This window comes from Enterococcus sp. AZ196 (assembly GCF_050498845.1).
GTDB classification, from domain to species: Bacteria; Bacillota; Bacilli; order Lactobacillales; family Enterococcaceae; genus Enterococcus_A; species Enterococcus_A murrayae.
The window spans coordinates 1,365,733-1,391,387 of the sequence record NZ_JBIPAM010000001.1 but is presented as its reverse complement, the minus strand read 5'-3'; the positions used below and the strand labels follow the sequence as shown (position 1 = coordinate 1,391,387).

30 protein-coding genes, 1 pseudogene and 1 other annotated feature are annotated in these 25,655 nt (G+C 39.2%); of the genes and pseudogenes, 21 read left to right on the top strand and 10 right to left on the bottom strand.

Features of this window, described 5'->3' with window-relative positions; all coding sequences use genetic code 11:
* Window positions 1-18 precede the first annotated feature (18 nt).
* Window positions 19-2,424, top strand: coding sequence for an SF1B family DNA helicase RecD2 (gene recD2, locus IGI67_RS06785; RefSeq protein WP_429957199.1), 2,406 nt, complete (start codon window positions 19-21; stop codon window positions 2,422-2,424).
* A 34-nt stretch (window positions 2,425-2,458) separates the two neighbouring features.
* Here recD2 and IGI67_RS06780 read toward each other — a convergent pair whose 3' ends face one another.
* Both IGI67_RS06780 and IGI67_RS06775 read right to left on the bottom strand, forming a co-directional pair.
* Window positions 2,459-3,448 (bottom strand): diacylglycerol/lipid kinase family protein, encoded by a 990-nt coding sequence (locus IGI67_RS06780; RefSeq protein WP_207110158.1) that lies wholly within the window; start codon window positions 3,446-3,448, stop codon window positions 2,459-2,461.
* A 122-nt stretch (window positions 3,449-3,570) separates the two neighbouring features.
* Complete coding sequence (locus IGI67_RS06775; RefSeq protein ID WP_429957198.1) at window positions 3,571-3,870, bottom strand: hypothetical protein; 300 nt, start codon at window positions 3,868-3,870, stop codon at window positions 3,571-3,573.
* Window positions 3,871-4,067: 197 nt separating this feature from the next.
* Here IGI67_RS06775 and IGI67_RS06770 point away from each other — a divergent pair, with 197 nt between their 5' ends.
* The gene (locus IGI67_RS06770; RefSeq protein ID WP_429957197.1) at window positions 4,068-4,568 is read left to right on the top strand and encodes a QueT transporter family protein; all 501 of its coding nucleotides are present in this window, start codon (window positions 4,068-4,070) and stop codon (window positions 4,566-4,568) included.
* A 47-nt stretch (window positions 4,569-4,615) separates the two neighbouring features.
* Here the strand turns inward: IGI67_RS06770 and cbpA are convergent, their stop codons facing one another.
* Complete coding sequence (cbpA, locus tag IGI67_RS06765) at window positions 4,616-5,257, bottom strand: cyclic di-AMP binding protein CbpA (protein ID WP_207110161.1); 642 nt, start codon at window positions 5,255-5,257, stop codon at window positions 4,616-4,618.
* 569 nt (window positions 5,258-5,826) lie between these two features.
* Between cbpA and IGI67_RS06760 the strand changes: the two are divergent.
* From IGI67_RS06760 to IGI67_RS06715, 10 genes and pseudogenes are all read left to right on the top strand, one after another.
* Window positions 5,827-6,018 (top strand): annotated as a pseudogene (locus tag IGI67_RS06760) (helix-turn-helix transcriptional regulator); the annotation flags it as partial.
* A gap of 13 nt (window positions 6,019-6,031) precedes the next feature.
* Complete coding sequence (locus IGI67_RS06755) at window positions 6,032-6,415, top strand: hypothetical protein (RefSeq protein ID WP_429958667.1); 384 nt, start codon at window positions 6,032-6,034, stop codon at window positions 6,413-6,415.
* A gap of 427 nt (window positions 6,416-6,842) precedes the next feature.
* Window positions 6,843-6,995: a 50S ribosomal protein L33 gene (gene rpmG / locus IGI67_RS06750; protein ID WP_207110162.1), complete on the top strand. Its 153-nt coding sequence runs from the start codon at window positions 6,843-6,845 to the stop codon at window positions 6,993-6,995.
* A 24-nt stretch (window positions 6,996-7,019) separates the two neighbouring features.
* A complete protein-coding gene (gene secE / locus IGI67_RS06745; protein WP_207110163.1) occupies window positions 7,020-7,190 on the top strand; it encodes a preprotein translocase subunit SecE in 171 nt (56 codons plus the stop codon).
* Window positions 7,191-7,286: 96 nt separating this feature from the next.
* A complete protein-coding gene (gene nusG, locus IGI67_RS06740) occupies window positions 7,287-7,829 on the top strand; it encodes a transcription termination/antitermination protein NusG (protein WP_429958618.1) in 543 nt (180 codons plus the stop codon).
* Window positions 7,830-8,040: 211 nt separating this feature from the next.
* Window positions 8,041-8,904 carry an alpha/beta fold hydrolase gene (locus IGI67_RS06735; protein ID WP_429957196.1) on the top strand — a complete coding sequence of 288 codons (864 nt, stop codon included), beginning with the start codon at window positions 8,041-8,043 and terminating at the stop codon, window positions 8,902-8,904.
* A 121-nt stretch (window positions 8,905-9,025) separates the two neighbouring features.
* Window positions 9,026-10,132, top strand: coding sequence for a lactate oxidase (locus IGI67_RS06730; protein ID WP_429957195.1), 1,107 nt, complete (start codon window positions 9,026-9,028; stop codon window positions 10,130-10,132).
* 135 nt (window positions 10,133-10,267) lie between these two features.
* Window positions 10,268-11,017, top strand: coding sequence for a metal ABC transporter ATP-binding protein (locus IGI67_RS06725; protein ID WP_429957194.1), 750 nt, complete (start codon window positions 10,268-10,270; stop codon window positions 11,015-11,017).
* Entirely contained in the window at window positions 11,007-11,873 is an 867-nt protein-coding gene (locus IGI67_RS06720) for a metal ABC transporter permease (RefSeq protein WP_429957193.1), read from the top strand. Before IGI67_RS06725 ends, IGI67_RS06720 begins: the two co-directional genes overlap by 11 nt.
* Before the next feature lie 58 nt (window positions 11,874-11,931).
* Window positions 11,932-12,861, top strand: a complete 930-nt coding sequence (locus IGI67_RS06715) for a metal ABC transporter substrate-binding protein (RefSeq protein WP_429957192.1) — start codon at window positions 11,932-11,934, stop codon at window positions 12,859-12,861.
* A 39-nt stretch (window positions 12,862-12,900) separates the two neighbouring features.
* On the opposite strand, the gene sdaAA is transcribed toward IGI67_RS06715, so the two are convergent.
* Both sdaAA and sdaAB read right to left on the bottom strand, forming a co-directional pair.
* Window positions 12,901-13,785 carry an L-serine ammonia-lyase, iron-sulfur-dependent, subunit alpha gene (sdaAA, locus tag IGI67_RS06710; protein ID WP_207110169.1) on the bottom strand — a complete coding sequence of 295 codons (885 nt, stop codon included), beginning with the start codon at window positions 13,783-13,785 and terminating at the stop codon, window positions 12,901-12,903.
* A gap of 58 nt (window positions 13,786-13,843) precedes the next feature.
* Window positions 13,844-14,518, bottom strand: a complete 675-nt coding sequence (gene sdaAB, locus IGI67_RS06705; protein ID WP_207110170.1) for an L-serine ammonia-lyase, iron-sulfur-dependent subunit beta — start codon at window positions 14,516-14,518, stop codon at window positions 13,844-13,846.
* A 457-nt stretch (window positions 14,519-14,975) separates the two neighbouring features.
* Between sdaAB and rplK the strand changes: the two genes are divergently transcribed.
* The 4 genes from rplK (at window position 14,976) to rplL (ending at window position 17,345) form a co-directional block, all read left to right on the top strand.
* The gene (gene rplK / locus IGI67_RS06700; RefSeq protein WP_207110171.1) at window positions 14,976-15,398 is read left to right on the top strand and encodes a 50S ribosomal protein L11; all 423 of its coding nucleotides are present in this window, start codon (window positions 14,976-14,978) and stop codon (window positions 15,396-15,398) included.
* Window positions 15,399-15,509: 111 nt separating this feature from the next.
* Entirely contained in the window at window positions 15,510-16,199 is a 690-nt protein-coding gene (gene rplA / locus IGI67_RS06695; protein WP_207110172.1) for a 50S ribosomal protein L1, read from the top strand.
* Between the two features lie 55 nt (window positions 16,200-16,254).
* Window positions 16,255-16,381: a sequence feature (ribosomal protein L10 leader region), on the top strand.
* A 44-nt stretch (window positions 16,382-16,425) separates the two neighbouring features.
* Complete coding sequence (rplJ, locus tag IGI67_RS06690; protein ID WP_207110173.1) at window positions 16,426-16,926, top strand: 50S ribosomal protein L10; 501 nt, start codon at window positions 16,426-16,428, stop codon at window positions 16,924-16,926.
* Between the two features lie 50 nt (window positions 16,927-16,976).
* Window positions 16,977-17,345 (top strand): 50S ribosomal protein L7/L12, encoded by a 369-nt coding sequence (rplL, locus tag IGI67_RS06685; RefSeq protein ID WP_010781344.1) that lies wholly within the window; start codon window positions 16,977-16,979, stop codon window positions 17,343-17,345.
* Between the two features lie 110 nt (window positions 17,346-17,455).
* Here the strand turns inward: rplL and IGI67_RS06680 are convergent, their stop codons facing one another.
* Window positions 17,456-18,061, bottom strand: a complete 606-nt coding sequence (locus tag IGI67_RS06680) for a hypothetical protein (RefSeq protein ID WP_429957191.1) — start codon at window positions 18,059-18,061, stop codon at window positions 17,456-17,458.
* Window positions 18,062-18,250: 189 nt separating this feature from the next.
* On the opposite strand from IGI67_RS06680, the gene IGI67_RS06675 reads away from it, so the two are divergent.
* Both IGI67_RS06675 and IGI67_RS06670 read left to right on the top strand, forming a co-directional pair.
* Window positions 18,251-18,652: an organic hydroperoxide resistance protein gene (locus tag IGI67_RS06675; protein ID WP_123863975.1), complete on the top strand. Its 402-nt coding sequence runs from the start codon at window positions 18,251-18,253 to the stop codon at window positions 18,650-18,652.
* Between the two features lie 235 nt (window positions 18,653-18,887).
* Complete coding sequence (locus tag IGI67_RS06670; protein WP_429957190.1) at window positions 18,888-19,541, top strand: MIP/aquaporin family protein; 654 nt, start codon at window positions 18,888-18,890, stop codon at window positions 19,539-19,541.
* Between the two features lie 169 nt (window positions 19,542-19,710).
* Here IGI67_RS06670 and IGI67_RS06665 read toward each other — a convergent pair whose 3' ends face one another.
* The 3 genes from IGI67_RS06665 to IGI67_RS06655 all read right to left on the bottom strand — a co-directional run bounded on the left by IGI67_RS06665 (window position 19,711) and on the right by IGI67_RS06655 (window position 21,814).
* Window positions 19,711-20,139, bottom strand: a complete 429-nt coding sequence (locus tag IGI67_RS06665; protein WP_429957189.1) for a hypothetical protein — start codon at window positions 20,137-20,139, stop codon at window positions 19,711-19,713.
* Window positions 20,136-20,339 carry a helix-turn-helix transcriptional regulator gene (locus tag IGI67_RS06660; RefSeq protein ID WP_207110177.1) on the bottom strand — a complete coding sequence of 68 codons (204 nt, stop codon included), beginning with the start codon at window positions 20,337-20,339 and terminating at the stop codon, window positions 20,136-20,138. Before IGI67_RS06660 ends, IGI67_RS06665 begins: the two co-directional genes overlap by 4 nt.
* A gap of 140 nt (window positions 20,340-20,479) precedes the next feature.
* Window positions 20,480-21,814: an amino acid permease gene (locus IGI67_RS06655; RefSeq protein ID WP_429957188.1), complete on the bottom strand. Its 1,335-nt coding sequence runs from the start codon at window positions 21,812-21,814 to the stop codon at window positions 20,480-20,482.
* Between the two features lie 456 nt (window positions 21,815-22,270).
* Between IGI67_RS06655 and IGI67_RS06650 the strand changes: the two genes are divergently transcribed.
* Complete coding sequence (locus IGI67_RS06650; protein WP_016181535.1) at window positions 22,271-22,513, top strand: GlsB/YeaQ/YmgE family stress response membrane protein; 243 nt, start codon at window positions 22,271-22,273, stop codon at window positions 22,511-22,513.
* 38 nt (window positions 22,514-22,551) lie between these two features.
* On the opposite strand, the gene IGI67_RS06645 is transcribed toward IGI67_RS06650, so the two are convergent.
* Entirely contained in the window at window positions 22,552-23,493 is a 942-nt protein-coding gene (locus IGI67_RS06645) for a 2-dehydropantoate 2-reductase (protein ID WP_207110179.1), read from the bottom strand.
* A 214-nt stretch (window positions 23,494-23,707) separates the two neighbouring features.
* On the opposite strand from IGI67_RS06645, the gene IGI67_RS06640 reads away from it, so the two are divergent.
* Together IGI67_RS06640 and murQ are read left to right on the top strand one after the other, a co-directional pair.
* Window positions 23,708-24,763: a DUF871 domain-containing protein gene (locus tag IGI67_RS06640; protein ID WP_429957187.1), complete on the top strand. Its 1,056-nt coding sequence runs from the start codon at window positions 23,708-23,710 to the stop codon at window positions 24,761-24,763.
* The gene (gene murQ / locus IGI67_RS06635) at window positions 24,760-25,650 is read left to right on the top strand and encodes an N-acetylmuramic acid 6-phosphate etherase (protein WP_429957186.1); all 891 of its coding nucleotides are present in this window, start codon (window positions 24,760-24,762) and stop codon (window positions 25,648-25,650) included. Before IGI67_RS06640 ends, murQ begins: the two co-directional genes overlap by 4 nt.
* Window positions 25,651-25,655 lie beyond the last annotated feature (5 nt).

Sequence of the window (25,655 nt, the reverse complement as noted above, 5' to 3'; positions counted from 1 at the left end):
AGAGGAGGGAGGAGCGAAATGTCAGAAGAACAGTTATACATCGTAGGAACATTAAAGGTGATCTTTTTTCAAAACCCTAGTAATTTTTATAAGGTTCTGCTGATCAAGGTCAGCGAGACAAACAGTGATTATCTTGAAAAGGAAATTGTTGTCACGGGAAGCTTTGGCGATATGCAAGAAGATGAAGACTATCGCTTCTTCGGACATTTTGTCGATCATCCTCGTTATGGCAAGCAATTCTTAGTAGAAAGCTATGAACAAGCCCATCCAACATCAGCGAATGGGTTGATCAATTACTTGTCCAGTGAAAAATTTCCTGGAATAGGCAAGATAACCGCGGAGAAGATAATTGAAGTGCTGGGGGAAGAAGCGATTGATCAAATTATGGAAAATCCCGCGGTGCTGGCGAAGGTACCCAATCTAAATGTGAAAAAGCAGAAGGTGATTGTGGAGACGATCCGGCAAAATCATGGGATGGAGCAAATCATTGTCGGCTTAAGCCGTTATGGCTTTGGCAGCCATTTATCCTTTGCGATTTTCCAGACATACCGAAATGAAGCATTGGAGGTCATCGCAGAAAATCCCTATCAGCTGGTGGAAGATATTGAGGGAATCGGCTTTAAAAAGGCGGATAGTTTAGCAGAACAATTAGGGATTGCAGCAGATAGTCCACAACGAATTCGGGCAGCAATTTTTCATCAGGTCAATGAAGATGCAAATCAAAGCGGCGATACCTATGTGGAGGCGCAACAGCTGTTGACCGAAGTCTTGCAGCTTTTAGAAACAACCAGGCCAGTTGAAATTGCTCCTGATCAAATCGCTAATATGATTATCCAATTAGTCGAGGAAGAAAAAATTCAGCAAGAAGCAACAAAAATCTATGAAAACACATTGTTTTATAGTGAATGGGGGATTGCTTCTTCGATTGAGCGATTATTGGCTCGAAAAAAGGAAATCAACTACCCGCAGGAAGCAATTGATAAGAAGCTGCGAATCATTGAGAAGCAATTGAAGATTACCTATGGTGATTCCCAAGACCAAGCAATCAAAGAAGCCATTCGTTCCCCGCTGTTCATTTTGACTGGCGGACCCGGAACAGGGAAAACAACGGTGATCAACGGAATCGTTAAACTATTTGCAGAGCTGAACGATCTGTCATTAGATCCGAAAGATTATACGAATGCCATCTTTCCTATCTTGCTGGCAGCGCCAACTGGTCGAGCGGCTAAACGCATGAATGAAACAACAGGATTGCCAGCTAGTACGATCCACCGATTATTAGGTCTCAATGCCAATGATGACACGCCTGATATTGAGGCGAAGGAGTTAGATGGCGGGTTACTGATCGTTGATGAAATGTCGATGGTAGATACTTGGTTGGCGAATACTTTGCTGAAGGCTATTCCTGATAACATGCAGGTGATTTTTGTAGGAGACAAGGATCAACTGCCATCTGTTGGTCCGGGTCAAGTTTTCCATGATCTGCTGCAGATTGAAGAGATACCAAAGATGGAGCTGACAGATATTTATCGGCAAGGCGACGGCTCATCTATCATTCCGTTGGCGCACGAAATCAAAGATGGAAAACTACCGCAAGATTTTAGAAAAAATCAAGAGGATCGGTCCTTCATTGCTTGTCACGCTTTTCAAATGGAGGAGGTCGTGAAGCAGATTGTTGAGCGGGCGAAGAAAAAAGGGTATACCGCTCAAGATGTTCAGGTTTTAGCGCCGATGTATCGCGGTCCGGCAGGAATCGATGCGATCAATAAAATGATGCAGGAAATTTTTAATCCCAATGATGGACGGAAAAAGGAAGTTCAGTGGAACGATGTCGTTTATCGAATTGGAGATAAGGTTCTGCAATTAGTCAATAATCCAGAACTAAATGTTTTTAACGGGGACATGGGGATTATTGTTGGGATCATTCCAGCGAAAGAGTCGGAAGATAAAGTGGATGAATTGGTAATCCAGTTTGACAGCAATGAGATCAGCTATAAACGCTCAGAATGGAATAAGATAAAACTTTCCTATTGCTGTTCGATCCACAAGGCGCAGGGGAGCGAATTCAAAATGGTTCTTTTGCCGATGGTCAAGCAGTATTCCCGGATGCTTCAGCGAAATCTCTTGTATACAGCGGTGACACGAAGCAAAGACCTGCTGATTCTATTAGGCGAAGAAGAAGCGTTCCAGGCCTGTGTAGATCGTGAATCAGCAGTGCGGAAAACAACATTGATTGAGCGTATTATGAAGGGAACGGATGATGTTGTGCCGCAGCGGCCTAAAGCAGAACCCTTTAAAGCGGTTGAAGAAAAACAAAAATCAGCAGCTAATGAACCAACTATTTTGACACCAAAATTAATTGCGGCGCAATCGATCGATCCGATGATCGGAATGGAAGATATCACGCCAGCGATGTTTATGTAATAGCTTAAAAGGACTGAAAAATAAATCCGCGGATTTATTTTTCAGTCCTTTTGTCTGCATACCAGATATATTGCGTCGCAGTGGAGAAGCTCATATCAAATGATCGTTCGCCCATGTTTTCGCCATCAGCTTGACCATGCTGCGGAACAACCGAAACAATCCGGATTTTACTGCTGGTAAAATGCTTGTAGTGCTTGTTTTCAGTATGTTTCTTTCGAAGAAGCTGAATCAGAAAACGTAAAATCGCTGCCAGATTCGGCTTTTCTACAACAACAAGATCGATCGTCTCTTTTTTTGGATCAGCCATTGGTGCGATCGCTATCCCTCCGCCAAAATAAGGAATATTTGTGGTAGTACATAAAAAAGTTCGTTCAAAGCTCAATGATTGCCCATTTAACTCAACAAGAATTGGAAAAGTTTTTTGAGTAAAGATGGCCTTTACCAGGTATATCGCGTAAGAAGCTGAACCCAAATGATACTTATTCAATACTTTTTTCGAAGAAGATGCATTTGTCGTTGCAACGATCAAGGCATCCAAACCGATCCCAACATTGTTCAAAATGACTCCGCGCTCTTCACGGATTTTTTCATCGTAGTGAAAAACATTGATCGGCTGTGGTCTTAAAGCAGAGGTAATCTGCTCAAAGGCCTTTTCCGGGTCTCGGGACAGACCGATCCCCCGAGCGAAATCATTTCCTGATCCGGCAGGAATATAACTAACGGGAAACTGACGATCCAAAACATAAAGCTGATTGACCACTTCATGCAGCGTTCCGTCACCGCCAATCACTACTAGCAGGTGAAATGAATTATCGACATGGTCCTTTTCGCAGGTTTCTGACCAAGGGCTAAGCAAATCTACCAGGCGTTCCACGATTTCTCTTTCGTCGCCAGGCTGCTCAGTGTAATAAGGTGTGTATGTATAGTCACCGTCATCCAGTAATTGAATGATTGTTTCTGCTGTTTTCGCCGCGTTGCCGCTGCCGGCAGCGGGATTGATTAAAATATGATAATGAAAATTCATGTCCTCGATCCTTTCAAAGACTGATTATAACAGAGTGACAATGGGAACTGTAGAAAATTGTTTGATTGCACGAATAAAAAATCCCTCTTCTATGCAGGGAGGGAGATGATTTTATTAATAGATTAGAGATTAATTGCTTTCTGGATAAACCAATCAATCGTTTTTTGGTCATAATTTGAGGCCCGATAGTCCTTGTTTATATTAGCGGATCGAGAGGACCGATCCATTGAAACAGCTAGGGAACCCCAAATATAAAAGAGGCATTCACGATCGTTTATTTCGATTCTGTATTTTTCCACTAGCGGCGCACGTGTACTACAGCACCCGTAGTTTCCGCGAGCCCACCGATCCTTGATGACAGCTTGACCATCCTGCTGGGCTTTTAGAAATAATTGCTCTAATTCGTTGTCGATTCCTATCATGCTCAAACACCTTTTCTTTTGATAAAGATACTTTATACAAAAGAATTATATCACTAGAAGTTCTGGTGGTTCAATGTTGAGGTGTTTGCTGAAAAACTTGAGTTGACTTACATTCTGAAAAAACGTATGCTGTAAAAGGTTCACAGCGGTTCATCAACCATCCCGCTTTAAAAAAACTCGGAGAAAGAAGGACAATTATGAATATGGTAGAAGGAAAACGAGTCAATGTCGTAGTGACCAATGGAATCATCATGGCGCTTTATTTGGCTCTAACGATTTTAGTTACACCTGTAGCATCAGGAGCGATCCAATTTCGTATTTCGGAAAGCTTGAATCACTTAGTTGTATTTAATCGAAAATATTTGTGGGGGATCTTTGGCGGAGTCGTTGTCTATAATGCGATTTTCGGAATGGGTTGGCTCGATGTCGTTTTTGGCGGAGGGCAGACGCTGCTGGCTTTATCTTTGACAGCGATCTTGCAAAATGTCGTAAAAAATACAAAGGTTCGCCTAGCTTTGAACGTGGTGTTCTTTAGTGCAAGTATGTTTCTGATTGCACTGATGCTGAATTTAACAGCACAATTGCCTTTTTGGCCAACTTATGGCTGGACAGCATTGAGTGAGGCGATTATTATGACCGTTTCAGCACCGATCATGTATTACCTAAATCAACGTTTGCATTTTGCAAAACAAATATAAAAAATGGCGGCCCTAATTATTTAGGACCGCCATTTTTGCTAGAGCGATTAGTCTTGCATTGAGAGCGATTCGACTTCTTGAATCTCAAAATGTTTCCGTTCAAGATAGTCAATGATTTGATTCAGCTTGTTTTCATCAACACCGGCCGGCAGGGTAAATAGTGTGCGACGCCCTTTGAGATCGTGACCGACATCTAAGGTGATGCAGCTGGCGATAGTGGTGAATTTAGAAATGATCTTCGACATTGCAGCTAAATCACCGCGTTTTCCAGTTGAAACAACCGTTATCACGTAGCTGCCAGTTTGGATATTCCAAGATTGAGATAACATATTCAATAAAGTACTGTGAGTCAAGATACCATAAAAATGGTGATCCTCATCTAAAACAGTAATGTATGGTAATTCTTTAATCGTAAAAAAGATCTTAAAAAAAGAAGTATCTAATGAAATGAATTTTGTTGCATTTTTCAGCAAATGAGTGACTGGTAAATCCATGTCTCCGCCATTCGCTTTGTGCCGGTAAATATGCATTTTGTAGATATTGCCTCGGAAAATTTGGTCGCTTTCATCAAGAATCGGAACACAACGAAAACCTGTGCCTTCTAAAATATCCAACGCCTCTTGCAATGTCGTCGATTCATTGATCGTCGTCAAATTCTCTTTGGGATAAACGAGACTTTTTAATAACATCCAATAACCCTCCAATAAAGCTATTCATTCTTTCATCATATTATCATATTCTGAGAATGTTATCTACATTAATCGAGGACACTTTGCTAAGTTAGCTGTTATCGCGTTTTGTATGTTTTGTCAACGAGCAGAAACACATAGTTTGTTATTGAAAAATAGCAACTGCAGATATTTTTCTGCGTTTTTTCGTTCAATTATAAAAAAAACATGTTATAAAAATTGATAATAATCTTAGTTGAAAGTACTATTCTGATAACAATTTTTAAGGAGAAAGATGGGATGTTTATGACAGTAAGCACAACACAAAAGGTGCTAAAAGCAATGAGAGTAATGTGCCGGAAGAAAAAAACAGGTATGGGCTGACTTATAAAGAAGTTCGGTCAGGATTTGAGGAAGTAAGGAGAAGTCATTGATCAAAAATTTACTGGTGCTTCATTCCGAACTACTAGATAATTTTATTTTGTGCAGAAAAATTGGCTATCAAAGGGGGCTTTTTTGTAAAGATATATTGACATTTCAAAAAAGGAGTTTTAGACTTAGTGTAAAGATATCTTTACGTAGAGAGGATTATGAAAGTAATCAACAGGATAAAAGAAATTAGAAGGAATCAAAATATCACACAAGCAGATATGGTAAAGATTCTTGGTGTTTCAAGACAAACAATAATAGCCATTGAGAATGATAAATATAACCCTAGTCTCGAATTAACTTTAAAAATGGCTAGATTATTCAAGTTATCTGTTGAAGAAATTTTTAAATTGGAGATGAGATCAAATGAAAATGATATTGGGTATAGGTATTACAATAACTATTATAGGAATAGGAATAAAGGGGATGGCATCATTTATTTCTGTAATCTTTACATTAATTAAAGTAAAAAGAGGAGAAACAGATGAACGAGAAGAGCTAATTATTTTCAAGTCATTGGCTTATGCAATGATCATTCTGATAATTATTCATTTTGTCCAGTTAATATTAGGATTTAATTCGGCTGATTATTTTGAATCAATCAATAGAAATTATATTCCAATCATAAGTGGAGGATTTCCTTTCAAATCTGTTATAAGCAATGACCCATTTCATATTGAAGCTGTCGTTTTTGATACTTTTCTTTTCGGAATAATTTATCCTCTTATGCGGAAAAAGTATGGAGGATAAAAGAGAAAAATTGAATCAAATTAGTGTAGAATACTTGTTAAATGTCTCAAAAACAGCCGATAAACTGATTGCTCTTTTGTTTTTTTTAAACAAAAAGAGCAATCTTTTTTCGTGTTAGCCTGCAAATATAGAAATAATAAAGGTGCTACAAACCTTGATATAAAGCCGCTATTTTAGAAATTAGACATATTATCATATTCTCTAGGATAAAGAAATTCATTTTAGAAACAATTCAAATTGATTGCCTAAGTACTAAAGAAAGAATTACAGCCTCTGACAAATGTTGACAGTTAAACGGATAGATGATAATGTTAGTCTGTGACTTTTTGAGGTTGTTCGTTCGCTTTTAGCGAAGAGTAAACAATATGAAGTTTTTCGCGAGAAAAATGAATACATTAATATTAATAGGAATTAGGAGTAGATCGCTATGGCATCAAAAAAAGCGGCTCTGGCCTGCACGGTTTGTGGTTCAAGAAACTACACAAAATCAGTGAGCGAAGGCAAACGCGGCGAGCGTTTAGAGATCAATAAGTTTTGCAAACATTGTAATCAGTATACGATACATAAAGAAACAAAATAATTAACAAACTAGGGGGATAATCAATTGAACTTTTTACGCAGTGTCAGAGAGGAAATGAAGCTTGTTTCATGGCCTTCAAAAAAACAATTGCGCCATGATTCGCTAGTCGTAATCGAAACAGCAATCATTTTTGCTTTGATGTTTTTCATCATGGATACAGCGATTCAAGCATTGATCAATTTGGTCATTCGCTAGTAGCCAATTCAAAAAAAGCATGTTATACTATTTGAGAGAAAAAACCTTGGTACTGCTGAGGTTTTTTTATTTTAGAACGAGGAGCCGATGGCAAAAATGGAATCTTTTGAAAAACAATGGTATGTATTGCATACTTATTCCGGCTATGAAAACAAAGTAAAAGCAAACATAGAATCACGTGCACAAAGTATGCGGATGGAAGACTACATTTTCCGTGTAGTTGTCCCGGAAGAAACAGAAACGGAAGTTAAAGGCGGTAAAGAAAAAGAAATCGTCCATAAGACGTTTCCTGGGTATGTGTTAGTAGAAATGGTCATGACAGATGATTCTTGGTATGTTGTTCGTAATACACCAGGTGTAACTGGTTTCGTCGGTTCACATGGTGCCGGAAGCAAGCCAGCGCCATTGATGCCTGAGGAAATCAACCATATCTTGCGTTCATTAGGTATGAGCACTCGTCAACACGAGCTAGAAGTAGAAGTTGGAGAAACAGTGAAAATCATCGAAGGGGCTTTTGCCGGTCTTGAAGGTGTGATCACTGAAATCGATGAAGAGCGCGATAAGATCAAGGCGAACATCGATATGTTCGGTCGTGAAACAAGTACCGAATTAGATTTTGATCAAATCGATAAAATTTAATTTGCTAAACATGCCGAGACGAGCTGTCTCGGTTTTTCTTTTGCATTCTTCCTCGAAGTGAAAGAAACAGTGCAGGGTTGGTAAACAGCTTTAAAAAAAGTTCATACGCTTTTGTTGAGTTACCGATCATCTGTGACTATAGTAGAGGATATAAAATTAAAAGTGAGCTTGACTCATTTGAAAAGAAGTTAAGAAGCGGAGAGTACAACATATGAAAAAAATAATTTTAAGCTTATTTTTCATGACGGCAATTTTTGCACTGATTGGATGCGGATCAGGTGAGTCAAAGCAAACAGAGAAACCGGAAAAATCCCCTGCAGCGGCGACGTCCAAGGAAAAAAATGCTTTGACCAAAAGCGTGGTACCGACCGTGTTCATACATGGATATGGCGGGACGGTCAATTCTTTTGGTGGAATGATCCAGCGCTTTTCCAATGAGGGGAAAACCAAAAAAGAAATGCTGATTACCGTTCAAGCAGATGGCACATTAACTGTCGATGGTCAACTTAGCAAAGAAAAAAGCAACCCTAGTGTGCAAGTTTTATTTGCGGCAAATAAAGACAATGAATGGAATCAAACTGAATGGATCTATACTGTTTTAAAATATTTGAAGCAGCAGGGTGTGGCGCAAGTGAATTTAGTCGGACACTCGATGGGTGGAGTCAGTTCATTACGATATTTGACGACATACGGCCAACCAAGCGATGCATCGAAAATCAATAAGTTCATTTCTATCGGTGCACCGTTCAATGATTTTACCGAATCATCTGAATCTATTGAGGACGTATTAAAAAGCGGTCCAGAAACAAAAGCTAGTCGTTACGTAGATTACGAGAATGGTATTTCCAATGTACCGAATGACCTTCCCATCTTTTTAGTTGCAGGGAAATTAGATGAAAAGACTGATTCGGACGGTACAGTGCCACTTAACAGTGCATTAGCTACTTATTCCTTATTAAAAGATCATGGTAATCCAATCAGCTACCAAATTTTTACTGGTTCAAATGCTCAACATAGCCAACTGCACGAAAACACAGGTGTTGATCAGGCAATTGCAAACTTTTTGTGGAAGTAAGACGACATAGGATTTAAACAGCGATTTCGTCTTTGCAGGAAGATTAGAAGACAATTTACTTGCTTACTTTTTGTAAGAGTATTAAGATAACTCATGTATTCAAAAGAAAGAAGGATTTATCATGACTTATCAGGCAAGTAACGAAGAGCATCCAATTGAAATTGTAAATATTGCTTCATTAGAAGGACGCGTAAAAGAGCGCATGGAAAAAGGAGCGTTCGGCTACATTCGCGGCGGTTCTGAAGACGAATGGACAATGAAAGAAAATACTTCTTCATTTCATAATAAAACGATTATGCCGCGTGTATTAAGAGGAATCGATCATGCTGATCTCCACACAAAGCTTTGGGATATTGATTTAGCCACACCGATTATCCAAGCCCCATCCGCTGCTCAAGGCTTAGCTCATGAAAAGGGTGAAGCCGATACAGCTAAGGGTGTTGCTGCTGCCGGATCGATTTTTTCAATCAGTACGTATGCCAATACAACGATCGAAGATGCCGCAGCAGCTGCACCAAATGCACCGCAGTTTTTCCAATTGTATATGAGTAAAGACGACGGATTTAATGCATTTATCTTAGAAAAAGCAGTTAAAGCCGGAGCGAAAGCCATCATTTTGACTGCGGATTCAACACTTGGCGGTTATCGAGAGGAAGACATCGTCAATAAATTTCAATTTCCGCTGCCAATGCCAAACTTAGCCGCTTATAGTGCAGAAAGCGATAGCGGCGATGGTGAAGGAAAAGGAATTGCGGAAATTTATGCGGCAGCCAAGCAAGGCTTAGTTCCTGAAGATATTAAGAAAATCAAAGATTTAACGAGTTTACCTGTTTTTGTTAAGGGAATCCAATCACCTGAGGATGCTGAAGTTGCGATTGCAGCAGGTGCCGATGGTATCTGGATATCAAACCATGGTGGTCGTCAGTTAGACGGCGGCCCAGCATCATTTGATGTGCTGCCATTAATTGCCGGTGTTGTGAATAAACGTGTGCCGATTGTTTTTGACAGCGGTGTACGTCGTGGTGAACATGTTTTTAAAGCTTTAGCTAGTGGAGCTGACTTGGTCGCAATTGGACGGCCGGTAATTTACGGGTTAAACCTTGGGGGCGCTGAAGGAGTTACTTCTGTTTTTAATCATTTAAATAAAGAGCTCTCAATCACAATGCAGCTTGCCGGCACAAGGACCATTGATGAAGTGAAGAATACAAGACTACATGACGCTAAATAATTAGATAATTGATACTGCACTAAGAAGATTTTTTTCTTGGTGCAGTTTTTTTGCGTTTTTCTTGCACACAGTTTCTTTTTAGTTTATTATTAACTAATAAATTAGGCTAACCTAAAATAAAAAAGAGGGGTATCTATGCAAACAATTCGTGTAGAAAATTTATCGGTGGCTTATCGTGGGAAAATCGCTTTGCAACGGGTCAATTTGGAACTAACTGCAGGGAAATTGACTGGAATCGTTGGTCCTAATGGTGCTGGTAAGTCCACGTTAATGAAAGGAATACTGCAGCTGATAAAAACACAATCAGGAAAAATTTTTTATGGCGAACAGCCGCTTAATAGGCAAAGGCAAAAAATTGCTTATGTTGAACAACGACAAGACATCGATTTGAGTTTTCCAATAGATGTATTTGGCGTTGTGTTGTTTGGAACATATTCGCATCTTAAGCTGTTTCAACGACCAGGGAAAAAAGAGAAAAAACTTGCGTCCGAGTGCTTAGAGGAAGTGGGACTGTCAGAATTTGCTAATCGGCAAATAAGCGAATTGTCTGGAGGGCAGCTGCAGCGTGTGTTTATTGCACGGGCATTGGCGCAGCGAGCAGAGTGGATTTTACTGGATGAGCCCTTTGCTGGTATCGACGCCGCAAGCGAAAAAATCATTATTGAGTTATTGAAGAAATTACGAGATGAAGGGAAGTCAATCGTGATCGTCCATCATGATCTTCATAAAGTCACGGATTATTTCGATGAAGTGATTTTATTAAATAAAGACCTAATTGCTTCAGGTCCAGTTGCTCAAACATATACAACGAAAAATATGGAAAAAACTTATGGCAGCGAAATTACTCAGATGTTGGGAGTAGGAGGTGCTGGCTTTGCTACATGATTTTCTTCAAGGGTTAATCGACTATCAGTTTTTACAAAATGCCTTAATCACTTCTGTCATGGTAGGAGTATCAGCTGGTGTAATAGGTTCCTTTATCATTTTACGCGGGATGTCGTTGATGGGAGATGCCATCTCTCATGCGGTACTACCGGGGGTAGCGATCTCTTACATGTTAGGCAGCAGCTATATTATCGGAGCAACTTTTTTTGGGCTATTTTCCGCGGCTTTGATTGGTTTTATCAGCAAACACAGTCGCTTAAAAAATGATACAGCGATTGGGATCGTGTTTAGTTCCTTTTTCGCACTAGGGATTATATTAATTTCATTTGCTCGCAGTGCAACGGATCTTTATCATATCCTTTTTGGAAATGTTTTGGCGGTTCGCGATTCAGACATGTATTTAACGGCGATCGTAATGGTTATTGTCGTATTCGTTGTTTTACTTTTTTATAAACAATTGAAATTGACATCATTTGCGCCAACGATGGCTCAGTCGTACGGCTGGAATATTGGTCTAATTAATTATGGCTTGATGTTTCTATTGACGCTAGTAGCAGTGACCTCCTTGCAAACCGTAGGGACAATTCTTGTGATTGCTATGTTGATTACCCCTGCGGCTGCAGCCTATCAATTAACTAATAAGCTGTCAGTCATGGTGGGATTGTCCACATTATTTGGTGTGTTAAGTGCGATTATCGGTCTGTATTTTAGCTATAGTTACAATCTTCCTTCAGGAGCGACGATTGTGATGACGGCAGCAGTAATTTTCATTGCAGCCTTTCTTTTTTCACCTACTAAAGGGCTGATTCAACAGATGCGAAAGGATGCTCAGTCTGCTGCTTCAAGTGTGAAGTAGACGAGATGTATAAATATGACAGCTAACGAGTAATTATAATCGAAAAGGAAGTGAAGGCATGAAGCGTAAAAAGCTGATTATTGCAGGGATCATAGGATTAATCATGCTCACAGGTTGTGGGGCAAAAAGCAAAGAGTCATCTGACACCAAGACTTCAAAGAAAGTAGAAGTGGTTGCGACCAATTCAATCATTGCAGATATGGTCAAGGAAGTAGGAAAAGATCAGGTGAGTATTCATAGTATTGTGCCGGTCGGGACAGACCCCCATGAATATGAGCCATTACCTGAGGATATAAAAAAAGCCAGTGAAGCGGAAATCGTTTTTTACAATGGCTTGAATTTAGAGACTGGTAACGGCTGGTTTAACAAGCTGATGGAAACGGCAAAGAAGAAGGAGAATGAAGATTATTTTGCCGTGAGTAAAGAGGTCGAACCGATTCATTTGATCAGTAACAGCAAACAAGCAGATCCGCATGCATGGCTGGATATTTCTAACGGTGTTTTATATGTACATCAGATTCAGTCCATTTTAAGTAAAAAAGATCCAAGTAACAAAGAAAATTATCAGAAGCATGCAGAAACATATATCAATAAACTAAAAAAATTGGATGCTTCAGCAAAAAAAGAATTCGCCGATATTCCAATTGAGAAAAAACTATTAGTAACAAGCGAAGGAGCCTTCAACTACTTTTCTAAGGCATATGACATACCAGCTGCGTATATCTGGGAAATCAATACGGAAAGTCAAGGGACACCAGAGCAAATGAAACAGATAATTAAAAAGGTTCGAGCATCACAAGTTCCTTCTCTGTTTGTTGAGACAAGCGTCGATAAACGCAGTATGGAGCGCTTATCTAAGGAAGCAGGTCTGCCGATTTATAGTGATTTGTTTACCGACTCACTAGCAAAAGCGGGAAGTAATGGGGACAGCTATTACAAAATGATGAAGTGGAATTTCGATAAGATCCATGAAGGTCTGACGAAATAATAAAAGCAGCTGACTTTTGATCAGCTGCTTTTTGTTCGATTAAACGGTAGCTTTTTTTGGTTCGCCGAAGACCTGCTTTTGCAAACGCAAACCAGTTGGAGTGGTAGCTACACCGCCTTCTGCCGTTTCTTTGAAAATTTGCGGCATTGCGCGGCCTACTTTGTACATTGCTTCCACGACTTCATCTGGCGGGATGACACTGCGAATTCCGGCCAAAGCCATATCTGCTGAGATAAACGCTTGTGAAGCTCCCATCGCGTTACGCTTCACACAAGGCACTTCAACTAAACCAGCAACAGGATCACAAATCAGTCCCATGACATTTTTTAAAGTAATGGCCAAGGCATTTGCGGCCATTTCAGGAGTACCACCGTTTGCCGAAACCAAGGCAGCCGCTGACATTGCGCTAGCAGAACCAACTTCAGCCTGACAGCCGCCTTCAGCGCCAGATATTGAGGCATTATTTGCCATTACTAAGCCAAAAGCGCCTGCAGTAAATAAGAAATCAATCTGTTCCTCATGCGTTAAATCCAATTTTTCACGGGCAGCCATCAAGACGCCGGGTAATACGCCGGCACTACCAGCAGTAGGTGTAGCACAAACCAATCCCATTTTGGCATTGACTTCATTTACAGCGATCCCATTACGTACCGCCTTTAAAATCGTATCGCCACTCATAAATTTGCCACTTTCGATATAATCGTTCATGCGCTTAGCATCTCCGCCAGTGATTCCTGTAACAGAGGTGACTCCTTGAATCCCTTCTTCAATTGAGCTTTCCATTACTTCCAAATTGCGTTCCATCAACGCAATGATTTCTTCACGAGTACGATCAGTTAATTCCATTTCAGTCGTGATCATCAATTCACCGACAGTAGGATAATCCTTTGCTTGTTCTACAAGCTCTTGGATTGAGTAAAACATGACAATTCCTCCTCATTAATAATACGTAGCAGTGTGAGTATCTTCATTTAAGCAACAGCTATTTGAAATAAGTCACACTCAAGACATCGTCTTCGCCTTTGATTTCTTGTCTCAAACCTTCTGGATCATCTGGTGTATCATCGATCTCTAAAAGTACAATCCCGTTTTCACCTCTAGTTTTACGAGTCATAGTTACTTTACCAATATTTAGGCCATGCTTCATAAAAATAGTAGACACACGAGAGAGCAGACCAGGAACGTCTTTGTTAATAATGATGTATGTTGGATTTCCCATACCAAGTGAGATACTATACCCATTCATTTCGGTGATCTGAATATTTCCGCCGCCAATTGAGACACCGGTGATCGACATTTCTAGATCACCCTTAATCATACGCAGGGTCACAGTATTTGGATGATCTGCAATTTCTTTTTTCGGCACAAAGAGTACTTCCATGCCTTGTTCGTGAGCGATCTTCAAAGAGTCGGATAAACGTGGGTCATCAGGTTCCATCCCTAGAATACCGCCAACTAAAGCAATATCTGTTCCATGTCCACGATATGTCTTGGCAAATGATTCGTACAGATCAAACTCAACTGAGTCGGGGCGTTCCCCGAAGATCATACGGCAAACTTTACCGATTCGTGCAGCACCGGCTGTGTGTGAACTGCTTGGCCCCACCATTACTGGACCAATAATGTCAAAAACACTTCGATATTTTAAAACTTCCATTATTTTAAACCTCCCCAATTTATCCGATGAAAATCCTCATCAAGTCGACCATAGTGTAACATATACGCTTTCTGAAAATAGTAAGATTAATAATTTATTTTGTTATTCTCATAGTAGTTAAAGAGATTGTGAAGCGTTTTATTATTGTTAGAAAAGCATCGTGAGCGAGTCCTGCTTTTGAGCACCAGACAGATACTTGAAGAAAACTGGCTGCGTGTGCCAGCAGCCGTGCTAAAACTTGATAAAATACTTTCCCAATGTAGCTAGCTCTTGCTGATTGTTGGAAGAGTTAATTCCCTAAGTTAGACTGCAAAATTTTTCAACATTAAGAAAACCATCTTGCATTTAGGTGAATATTCTGCTATGATACCAAGGTGTGTTTTGTTCACACGGTTTTAGTGGGAGGAGAAATTTTGATCTCCAATTAACCACATCACGGACCAAGGAGGTATGTCTCGTGGCAAAAAAAGTAGAAAAATTAGTTAAACTGCAAATTCCTGCAGGGAAAGCAACACCAGCTCCCCCAGTAGGTCCTGCACTAGGTCAAGCGGGTATCAACATCATGGGATTCACGAAAGAATTCAATGCTCGTACAGCTGATCAAGCAGGTTTGATCATTCCAGTTGTGATCTCTGTATATGAAGATCGTTCATTTACATTCATCACAAAAACACCGCCAGCTGCAGTATTATTGAAAAAAGCGGCTAAAATTGACAAAGGTTCTGGCGAACCAAACAAAAACAAAGTTGCAAAAGTTACTAGCGATCAAGTAAAAGAAATCGCTGAGTTGAAAATGCAAGACCTAAACGCAGCTAACGTTGAGTCAGCAATGCGCATGGTTGAAGGAACTGCACGAAGCATGGGTATCACTGTCGAATAATTTTTTGAATTTCGATGACCCAAGAAAGTAGCTTCTCAGTTGGCTCCCTATCTAAAGATACGGAACACGTGGGAGGTTCTACCGTTATAACCACATCAAGGAGGAAACAAAATGGCTAAAAAGAGCAAAAAAATGCAAGATGCATTAAAAAAAGTTGATACTACTAAAGCTTACCCAGTTGCGGAAGCAGTAGCACTAGCAAAAGAAATTAACTTCGCGAAATTTGACGCAACTGTAGAAGTTGCATACAAATTGAACGTAGACCCTAAAAAAGCAGACCAACAAATCCGTGGAGCAGTTGTGCTTCCAAACGGAACTGGTAAAACTCAAACTGTTTTAGTATTCGCTAAAGGCGAAAAAGCAAAAGAAGCAGAAGCTGCTGGCGCTGACTTCGTTGGTGATGACGACATGGTTGCAAAAATCCAAGGCGGATGGTTCGACTTTGACGTTGTTGTAGCGACACCTGATATGATGGCTACAGTTGGTAAATTAGGACGTGTGCTTGGACCTAAAGGTTTAATGCCTAACCCTAAAACTGGCACTGTGACAATGGATGTTACAAAAGCTGTTGAAGAAGTAAAAGCTGGTAAAGTAACTTACCGTGTTGACAAAGCTGGTAACGTTCATGTTCCAATCGGTAAAGTATCATTTGACGATGCTAAATTGGTTGAAAACTTCAACACTATCAATGAAACTTTAGTTAAAGCAAAACCTGCAACAGCTAAAGGTCAATACATCAAAAATATTTCTATGACAACAACATTTGGACCTGGTATCCATGTTGAACAATCTGCTATCTAATTAATTTTTAGAAAAGCACTTGACTCGGCTAGCTTATCTATGGTAAGTTAGTCGAGGTTAAATATTAACTGTACCGAAGACAGTAGGTGGCGCAAGTCTTAATTTCCTACCGAGGACGTTTATTGAGAACATTCAATAGTCCCTCTATGTCTACGGTGGCATAGGGTATTTTTTTGCTTTTTGCAAAAAGATTCTCTTCCATCAAAATCAGGAGGTGAAATATATAATGAGTGAAGTAGCAATCGCTAAAAAAGCCGCTATCGTTGAGGAAGTCACTGAAAAATTCAGCGCAGCAGCTTCAGCCGTTATCGTCGATTACCGTGGTTTAACTGTAGATCAAGTGACTGAATTACGTAAACAATTACGTGACGCTAACATTGAAATGAAAGTTATCAAAAATTCTATCTTAGTTCGTGCAGCTGAAAAAGCTGGTTTGAATGGATTAGAAGAAGTCTTCACAGGACCTACTGCTGTAGCGTTCAGTAACGAAGACGTTGTTGCCCCAGCTAAAATTATCGACGAGTTCGCTAGTAAAGCTGACAAACTAGAAATCAAAGGCGGTATCATTGAAGGAAAAGTAGCTTCTATCGAAGAAATTACTGCTCTTGCAAAACTACCGAACCGCGATGGACTTCTTTCTATGCTATTATCTGTTCTTCAAGCGCCAGTCCGCAACGTGGCTTACGCTGTGAAAGCAGTCGCAGAAAAAGAAGAAGAAGTAGCTTAATTGCTGCATAATATAAAATAAAAAACTTACCTAAACGGAGGAAATTTAAAATGGCATTGAACATTGAAAACATTGTCGAAGAACTTAAAGGCGCGACAATCTTAGAATTAAACGACTTAGTTAAAGCTATCGAAGACGAATTTGGCGTAACTGCTGCTGCTCCTGTAGCTGCTGCTGGCGCTGCTGCAGGTCCTGCTGCTGAAGAACAAACTGAATTTACAGTTGAATTAACAGCTGTAGGTGACCAAAAAGTTAAAGTTATCAAAGCAGTTCGTGAAGCAACTGGCTTAGGCTTGAAAGAAGCTAAAGCTGTAGTTGACGGCGCTCCTGCACCAGTTAAAGAAGATGTATCTAAAGAAGACGCTGAAGCACTTAAAGCTGCTTTAGAAGAAGTTGGCGCATCTGTAACATTAAAATAATCACTTTTGATTATTCAAACAAGGGTCTGATTTCAGATCCTTGTTTTTTGTATTTTTTAGATAGATAAAATCCCGAGCAAATGACACTTGTTCGGGATTATTTTTTTATTCTATTGTAGTACTTCTAGCATGACATCTGTTTCGTTCTCAGAAACATTTCCAGCATAATTGGGGGTCGCTAAGGATAAGCCGCCTTGCTTGTTATGGAATAAATAGAGATCTCCGGATTGATTATTTGAATTGAATGTGCCAGAGAGTTGGTCACCAATAGAAAGCTTCGTGCTTACTATAACCGTGCGGATTTCATTCGTATGAGCTGAAAAAATTCGAATAGTTTTAGCTGGTATATTTTGCATTGAGAGAGTGTAAATGGCTTCGTTTGAAGTGTCGACATTAAAAGTAATCTGGTCAGTGTTTGTGTTGATATTTATCGAATCTGGTACATTCATTCCATTAAAATAGAAAGTTGCATAACCACCAAACTCACTGCTTGAGACTGTATCAGCAGTTTGCTGTTCAGTCGATGAGGTAGAGGAATGGTTGGATGATGATAAAGAAGAGGTTTGTGTGCTACTTGATGGATCTTCGTAAGGTGTTGAACTTTCTTCAATAGTTGAATCACTAATTGGTGTATCTGTTGAATTATCTGATGAATCACTATGACATCCCGCTAGTAAAAAAGATGCAGCTAAGCAGATCATAAAGATTTTTTTCAATGACAATACCTCCTTTGGAATAAATTATAGCAAAATAACAGCCTTTTGTAATCGGTTACAAAAACTTGTTGGCTTGCATATCAGAATGCTTGAATCAAGCAATCCGATTTTTTTGTGAGCAATATCTTTGTATACTTAATTGATAACGCGTAGACTATTAATCAAGAAGAAGAAAAGGACTGATTTATTTTGAAGAAAATGTATGAAACAGCGATGATCAATCACGGTGGGCGTACTGGTGATGTACAGGCACCGAACGGAAGTATGAAAATGAAGATTGAGCCACCTTCAATTCATGCGGAAGGAACGAATCCAGAACAACTATTTGCAGCTGGTTATGCTTCATGTTTCAACGGTGCAGTTCATCATATGCTAAAAGAGCATAATTTAGAATCTGATGCGGAAGTTAAAGCACGTGTCTCATTGTATCAGCTTGATGATGGCGGCTATCAAATCGGAGTGATTCTAGAAACGTCACTGCCGGGAGTCGAAAAAGAAGAAGCACAAAAGATCGTTGAAGAAGCACATGAGTTCTGTCCATATTCAAAAGCAACACGCGGAAACATCGATGTAGAAGTTGAATTGGTATAGTTGGTAAAACCCTCAAATATTTTGAGGGTTTTTCTTTTCAGTGGTTTTCATCATAATATGAAAATTAATGAAAATGACAAATTGAAGATGATGATAGCACTCGTTATTCAAAAAAATATTTTTGTTAATTAGCAAAAAAGAGAGGAAAATAAGAGAAATTGCATATCACTTTACAAAAAAAGAAGAGTTAAATAAACTGAAAACTCAATCATTTTGTAAAGGATGTGCAATGAAAATGAAAAAATATTTAGCAGAATTTCTAGGTACCTTTATGCTTGTTTTTCTTGGAACTGGTACAGTGGTTGTTGCTAAAGGTGATACGTTAACAATTGGTTTAGCATTTGGTTTAGCGATCACGATCATGGCTTATGCAGTGGGAGGTATTTCTGGAGGAAACTTCAATCCAGGCGTATCCATTGCAATGATGATCAATAAGCGTTTAGAAGTAAAAGATGGGATATTTTATATTATCGCCCAAGCATTAGGTTCAATCGCAGCTTCAGCTATTTTATATGTTTATATTCATGCGTTAAAATTACCTAGCGACGGCTTTGGCCAAAATGATTTTCCTGCTATCAGTGCGGCTCAAGCATTTGGTGTAGAAACATTGATCACATTTCTATTTGTATTCGTAATTTTAATGGTTACTAGCAAAAAATACGGCAATGCACAAATGGCTCCACTTGCAATTGGTGTTACATTAGCGTTCTTGATAATAGTAGCGTTAAATTTGACTGGCGGCTCATTAAATGCAGCCCGCAGCTTGGGACCAGCAATTTTTGCTGGCGGTAGTGCACTCTCTCATTATTGGGTCTACTTGTTAGCTCCAACATTGGGAGCCATTATCGCTGCGTTTGCTGCTAAGTTTATGGGTAGCGAAGAAAAATAAATTTTTTACTGGGATGGACGTTAGACTCATCCTATACTGTAGACAAATCCGGATTGACTTTCAACAAGCGAGAGTCAATCCGGATTTTTTTAAATGAAATGAGAAATATAGGTGATAGCACAAAGAAGCAGAACCTCGTTGTTCTGCTCCTTTATTATTTGAAAGATGATTAAAATGTTTTTTCGATTTTCGAACGATAATAGATAGAGTAACCAACGACGAAAAGATAAGCGATCACCATCGGAATTAAGATATTAAAGGAAGTACCCATCAATGAAAAGGTTAATAACAGAGCTGCGTACACATACAGCATCATATCGAAACCCTTGGCTTTTGCCATATTTCCAATCATAACGTTTCGTTCATCCTTCGTATCGATTTCAATCTGCTTAGCCAGTTTAGGATTGTTTTCAATCGATTTTTTACTTAAATATTCTCCAAGACCATTTCCCAATAACCCGCATCCTAAACCAATACAAAGATAGGGCAGAGTTCTCAAATTATTATGCGGATCCTCGATGACTTTTATCAAGTAAAAACCTACAAGTATTAATACTATGCCAAACAGGATAATAAACAAATCTTTTGTTTTTTTCATTGTTCTTCCTCCTCATAAATAAATATCTCTTCGATCGTCATATTGAAATACTTGGCAATTTTAAATGCTAATAAAATAGATGGATTATACCGATCATTCTCCAAAGATCCGATCGTCTGACGGGATACTTCTAGGGCAGCAGCTAAATCTTCCTGTTTAATGCCTTTTTCCTTGCGAATTTTTTCTAAACGATTTTTCATGTGGACCTCCCGAAGGAAAGTTTACTTTCCATCTATAGTATAAATGGAACCGTCATATATGTAAAGCGTACTTTCCTTTTTTTGGACAAAATAACTAAAAAACAGCCGAATCAATACACTGTACGAATCCGGCTGTTTATCTATAACTGTTCGGTAACTGTATCAGCTTGTTTTTTACGATAGCTGATGAGGATAATGAGATATACACATGCAGTGAAAAGCGTTACTCCAATCGGGTTATTCATAAGAATTCCCACGAAAATCAATCCTAATACTAGAATGACTAGTCCGCTAAAAAATTGTTCCACTTTGCTTCCTTTTTTCAATGCTAAGACAAATGCTGCTATGCTGATCAACAGCCAAGTCAATAATACAGAGTATGACAGTGAGCCAACTAAATAGTTGAATAATTTATTCCCTAGGAAATAGGACAAGACGACTCCAAGATACAGTGTACCGGTACAAAATAATACTGCTCGTTGCGGAACCTGATGTTTGTTTAAAGCAGCAAGCTTAGAGGTGAAGCCGTTATTATTTTTTACACGGAAGTACAGTGTTCGAGAGGAAGCATAGACACCAGAATTAATAGAAGAAAATAGAGCCAATACAATAACGAAATTCACAATATCCGTAGCAAAGGGAATATGCATTTTTTGAAAGACCATTACAAATGGACTAGCAGTTGTTGCAGCTAAGGTATCCCAACGGTAAATGATCAAAAGCAAAGCCATTGGTACGATATAAAATGAAATGATTCTGCCCATAACGCCTTTGATAGCTTTTGGAATAGCTGTTTTAGGATCTTCTGCTTCACTGACTGTAATAGCAATTAGTTCAGAACCGCCGTAAGAATAAATTACAACTAAAAGAGAATTTACCAGTCCGTGAAGACCATGGGGAGTAAAGCCGCCATGGCTGTTCATTCGAGAAATGGTATCAATAAAGCCGATAGCAATGATTTCATGTCCAACGAGATAAGCGCTAAAAATAATCAAGACAATGATGACAGCAATTTTAATAAATGCCAGCCAATACTCTGTTTCGGCGAATAGACGAACGGAGTATAAATTGATAACCGTCGTTAATATTGCCAAAATCAACACGAAGATCCAAGAAGGGATATGTGGAAACCATAATTGCATAAAGCTAGCGGCAGCTACTGCTTCCGCAATAATATTAATCATCCATAGTGACCAGTATAGCCAATCAATAAAATCCGCCGTACGTTCACCAAGAAAGGGTTTAATGATCCCAGAAAGACCTTGAACATTGTCACTGCTTAATACTAAACGGCCTAACCCATTCATAACGATGAAAAGTACCAAGCCGCCAAGCAGAAAAGCAAGAATGACGGAAGGGCCGGCGATTCCAATTGCCTCCCCGCTTCCTTTGAATAGGCCGGCACCGATTGCTCCACCAAGTGCCAGCATCATAATGTGGCGAGAAGTCATTTGTTTCTGTAATTTATTTTCCATAGAGATGCCTCATTTCTAAATAGAGAGAATAGTATGTAGATTTAAAATATTCTGATAATTATTTGTCCATAATAGCAGAATGTTCTGACAATTCAATTATCGTGAAAAACTTTTCATACTGTTTTCACCAAAAAGCTATAATCCCATAGTGTTTGTTATATTAAGATAATATTTTTTTGTTTTTTGACGATAACAAGCTAAAAAACAAAATTCATTAATCAATTAAGATAAAAGTCTTCCTTTAATAGTAAAAAAATGTTTTTTTAGCTTCAGAAATTTCTTTGTTCAAGAAATTTTTGAAGTGCACTGAATATTTGCCTATAATCCCGTTGTAATAGTGTTTTGAACAATTATTTTAGAAAATGCAGGCGATAACTGAGCAGAATAATAGAAAAAAATGAAGCTTATTTGTAACATGATTATGTAATTATTTTATATAGAAAGAGGGAGAGAAGAATGAGTTGGTTATGGACATTAATCATTGGTGCATTGATCGGTGTGATTGCGGGTGCGATTACTAAAAAAGGCGGTTCAATGGGCTGGATAGCAAATATTGTTGCTGGTTTAGTCGGTTCTGCAATCGGTCAAGCGTTACTTGGCTCATGGGGCCCTAGCTTAGCAGGCATGGCACTGGTTCCTTCTATTATTGGTGCCGTCATTGTTGTTGCAGTGGTTTCATTCTTTATTGGAAGAAAGTAGAAATTATTCCTAATAAAAAAAGCGCCTAGGCGCTTTTTTTATTTTGCTTCTAATAGCTCTTCTTTAGCATGAATCAATTGAGTCAAAAAGGCACAGTAGGGTGTACTGATTTGGTAATTCATTCCTTTTTGCCAAACAGCTCCATTAATATAGTCAATCTCGGTTTTTCGATGGTTACGAATCAGGTCTTGGTACATAGAAGGAAAATGTAACCCCTGAGCTTTAACATCATAAGTAGCTTCAATTGCTTGTATCACTTGTGGTTGATCAAGTATAATTCCCTCTACTTCAGCCACCGAGGCGAATTCTCCTACAATCGTTTCAATCAAGTCTCCAGCAATACTCAATGAACCAAAGTCGGCGATGTTGCAATCCAAGATGGTACATAAGCCATTTAAAGTTCCATTGATGCATGCTTTTTTCCAAATGGAGTAACGTACATTATTGCTGTAGACCGGGTTTAGCCCCGCTTTTTGGAAAACCTCTAATACCTCTAGCGTGAAAGCTTTCCCTGATGGGTCTAAATTTTCCATCTCAATACTGCCTGTTCCAACTAAACTTGCGTGTCCAGGCCCTGCAAGTCCTGCAGTCCAAGTTGTTGTCCCAAAAATAATATTTTCTCTTGGAATAAATTCTGACAAGGTTTCATCATGACCTAAACCATTTAATAGACAAAAGACGAAGGTTTTTTCACTGATAATTGGTTGAATATCTTGAAACATCGCTCTGAGCTGCATGGATTTAGTTAGTGCAACAACTAAATCAACACTAGTATGGTCTTCTACGATTTCTTCTGGTGAATAAATTGGCAGGTGAGCCACTACCTTATGATCCTCAAACTCGCCAATTAAGCCGTTTTCTCGAATAGCCTTGATATGATCAGGCCAACGATCGATCAGAATCACTTCATTACCTGCCTGATGGAGCATCAATCCGATGCGACTCCCCATGGCACCTGCTCCAGCAATTGCAATTTTCATATAGACGGATCCCCTTTCCAGTTCCATTAAACAGTATACATAAAAAGAGGTAAAAAACCGGAATACTTGCTCATTTAAGAAATGTAATTTCATTCGAAATGATTTAATCGTGAAATGTTGTTGCATTTTCTGCTGTTAGCGTTTATAATCATCTCGTAAAGATGAAATGGTTTTCATTTAGCAGGTATTGTTTGGAATGAGAGGGAGGAAGCAGATGTTTGGATTTTCAATATTCTTAAATGAAGGTTTAACCAATGAAACCAAAAAGTATATAGAAGAAATGGCGCAAAATGGATTTTCTGGTATTTTTACTTCTTTGCATATTCCAGAAGATGATGCCGCTCAATATCGTAAGCGCTTGACGGACCTTGGCTCTGTTGCGAAAGAGCATCACTTGGAGCTGATGGTAGATATTTCAGGTGAAGCTTTAGAACGAGCAGGATTTTCTTTTGATCGAGCAGACGAGCTTATTGAGATCGGCGTAACTGGGTTAAGAATGGATTATCACATTAGCAACAATCAAATCGCCAGGCTGTCACAAAAAATGCCAATTGCTTTGAACGCTTCGACAATTACTGATGGAGATATTAAGGAATTGCAGGAGGGTCAAGCAAACTTCAAACATTTGGAAGCTTGGCACAACTACTATCCGAGACCTGAAACAGCAATAGATAAAAACTGGTATCGCCAAAAAAATCAATGGTTGAAATCATATGGATTTACAATCCAAGGCTTTGTTCCTGGAGATGATAAATTGCGAGGCCCTTTATTCAATGGTTTACCTACATTAGAAGAGCATCGTGGAATGCATCCCTTAGCGGCAGCGCTAGATTTACTGGAAGATACGGATAAAGTATACATCGGAGATAGCGGGTTATCGAAAGAAGTATTGAAGCAATTTTCTTTGTATCTAAAAGAAGAAAAGATAAAGCTGAATGTCAAAGAGCTCGATAAGCAGGTCGAATATGTTTTGGGAGATCACATCAATCGTCAAGATGAGGCTCGTGATGTGATTCGCAGTGCAGAAGCGCGGTTTAAAGACATTCCGAATATCGAACCGTTACCAGTCAGGAAACGAGATTTAGGGGCAGTTACGATTGATAACAAGAACTATTTACGATATATGGGTGAGATTCAGGTGGTGAAGCAATGTTTGCCGGCCGATGAAAAGGTGAATGTGGTCGGACAAGTAATAGAAAAGGATCAAGCATTGATCAAACATATAAAAGCAGGACAGAAATTTAGTTTAGAGAGTGTGGAAAAAGAATGATTAATTTAGAAAACTTAACGACAGAGCGACGAAATGAAACAACTTTTGGCCTAGATGAAATGAGTGTTGCAGAAGCTGTAAAGTTGATGAATCATGAGGACCACAAAGTACCGGATGCGGTCGCGGAACAATTACCTCAAATTGAAAAAGTCGTTAAAGCGACCATCTCGGCCTTTAAAAAAGGCGGTCGATTAATTTATATGGGTGCTGGAACCAGCGGACGTCTAGGTGTATTAGATGCAGCGGAATGTGTGCCGACTTTTGGAGTCGAGCCTGAAATGGTTATTGGTCTAATAGCTGGCGGCGAACAAGCCATGACTGTCGCAGTAGAAGGTGCGGAAGATGACGCTGAATTAGGGGCGCAAGATTTAAAAGAGTTGCATTTAAATGAAAATGATATGGTTATTGGAATTGCAGCAAGTGGACGCACGCCTTATGTAATTGGCGGATTAGACTATGCTCGAGCAAATGGCGCAGCAACAGGAACGATTTCCTGCAACAAAGGAGCCGAAATCAGTAAGCATGCTGAATTGCCAATTGAAGTTGATTGCGGGCCCGAGTTTTTGACAGGATCTACTCGTCTGAAATCAGGAACAGCTCAAAAATTGATCTTAAATATGATTTCGACGATCAGCATGATTGGAATCGGAAAAGTCTATAACAATTTAATGGTAGATGTAAAGCCTACCAATGAAAAGCTTGTTGAACGTTCAAAACGCATAATCATGCAAGCAACAGAAGCTGACTATGAGACAGCCGCTTATTATTTTGAAAAAGCGGATCAGAATGTTAAATTAGCAATCGTGATGATTTTGACGAACAGTACGAAAGAACAAGCCGCTGAGAAATTAATCCAAGCTGATGGATTTGTTAAAAACACAATTTAGGAGGG

Bases quoted from the DNA above. Each gene is read 5' to 3' on its own strand.
- recD2 (WP_429957199.1), top strand. From the start codon at position 19: ATGTCAGAAGAACAGTTATACATCGTAGGAACATTAAAGGTGATCTTT.
- IGI67_RS06780 (WP_207110158.1), bottom strand. From the start codon at position 3,448: ATGAATTTTCATTATCATATTTTAATCAATCCCGCTGCCGGCAGCGGC.
- IGI67_RS06775 (WP_429957198.1), bottom strand. From the start codon at position 3,870: ATGATAGGAATCGACAACGAATTAGAGCAATTATTTCTAAAAGCCCAG.
- IGI67_RS06770 (WP_429957197.1), top strand. From the start codon at position 4,068: ATGAATATGGTAGAAGGAAAACGAGTCAATGTCGTAGTGACCAATGGA.
- cbpA (WP_207110161.1), bottom strand. From the start codon at position 5,257: ATGTTATTAAAAAGTCTCGTTTATCCCAAAGAGAATTTGACGACGATC.
- IGI67_RS06755 (WP_429958667.1), top strand. From the start codon at position 6,032: ATGAAAATGATATTGGGTATAGGTATTACAATAACTATTATAGGAATA.
- rpmG (WP_207110162.1), top strand. From the start codon at position 6,843: ATGGCATCAAAAAAAGCGGCTCTGGCCTGCACGGTTTGTGGTTCAAGA.
- nusG (WP_429958618.1), top strand. From the start codon at position 7,287: ATGGAATCTTTTGAAAAACAATGGTATGTATTGCATACTTATTCCGGC.
- IGI67_RS06735 (WP_429957196.1), top strand. From the start codon at position 8,041: ATGAAAAAAATAATTTTAAGCTTATTTTTCATGACGGCAATTTTTGCA.
- IGI67_RS06730 (WP_429957195.1), top strand. From the start codon at position 9,026: ATGACTTATCAGGCAAGTAACGAAGAGCATCCAATTGAAATTGTAAAT.
- IGI67_RS06725 (WP_429957194.1), top strand. From the start codon at position 10,268: ATGCAAACAATTCGTGTAGAAAATTTATCGGTGGCTTATCGTGGGAAA.
- IGI67_RS06715 (WP_429957192.1), top strand. From the start codon at position 11,932: ATGAAGCGTAAAAAGCTGATTATTGCAGGGATCATAGGATTAATCATG.
- sdaAA (WP_207110169.1), bottom strand. From the start codon at position 13,785: ATGTTTTACTCAATCCAAGAGCTTGTAGAACAAGCAAAGGATTATCCT.
- sdaAB (WP_207110170.1), bottom strand. From the start codon at position 14,518: ATGGAAGTTTTAAAATATCGAAGTGTTTTTGACATTATTGGTCCAGTA.
- rplA (WP_207110172.1), top strand. From the start codon at position 15,510: ATGGCTAAAAAGAGCAAAAAAATGCAAGATGCATTAAAAAAAGTTGAT.
- rplJ (WP_207110173.1), top strand. From the start codon at position 16,426: ATGAGTGAAGTAGCAATCGCTAAAAAAGCCGCTATCGTTGAGGAAGTC.
- rplL (WP_010781344.1), top strand. From the start codon at position 16,977: ATGGCATTGAACATTGAAAACATTGTCGAAGAACTTAAAGGCGCGACA.
- IGI67_RS06670 (WP_429957190.1), top strand. From the start codon at position 18,888: ATGAAAAAATATTTAGCAGAATTTCTAGGTACCTTTATGCTTGTTTTT.
- IGI67_RS06665 (WP_429957189.1), bottom strand. From the start codon at position 20,139: ATGAAAAAAACAAAAGATTTGTTTATTATCCTGTTTGGCATAGTATTA.
- IGI67_RS06660 (WP_207110177.1), bottom strand. From the start codon at position 20,339: ATGAAAAATCGTTTAGAAAAAATTCGCAAGGAAAAAGGCATTAAACAG.
- IGI67_RS06655 (WP_429957188.1), bottom strand. From the start codon at position 21,814: ATGGAAAATAAATTACAGAAACAAATGACTTCTCGCCACATTATGATG.
- IGI67_RS06650 (WP_016181535.1), top strand. From the start codon at position 22,271: ATGAGTTGGTTATGGACATTAATCATTGGTGCATTGATCGGTGTGATT.
- IGI67_RS06645 (WP_207110179.1), bottom strand. From the start codon at position 23,493: ATGAAAATTGCAATTGCTGGAGCAGGTGCCATGGGGAGTCGCATCGGA.
- IGI67_RS06640 (WP_429957187.1), top strand. From the start codon at position 23,708: ATGTTTGGATTTTCAATATTCTTAAATGAAGGTTTAACCAATGAAACC.
- murQ (WP_429957186.1), top strand. From the start codon at position 24,760: ATGATTAATTTAGAAAACTTAACGACAGAGCGACGAAATGAAACAACT.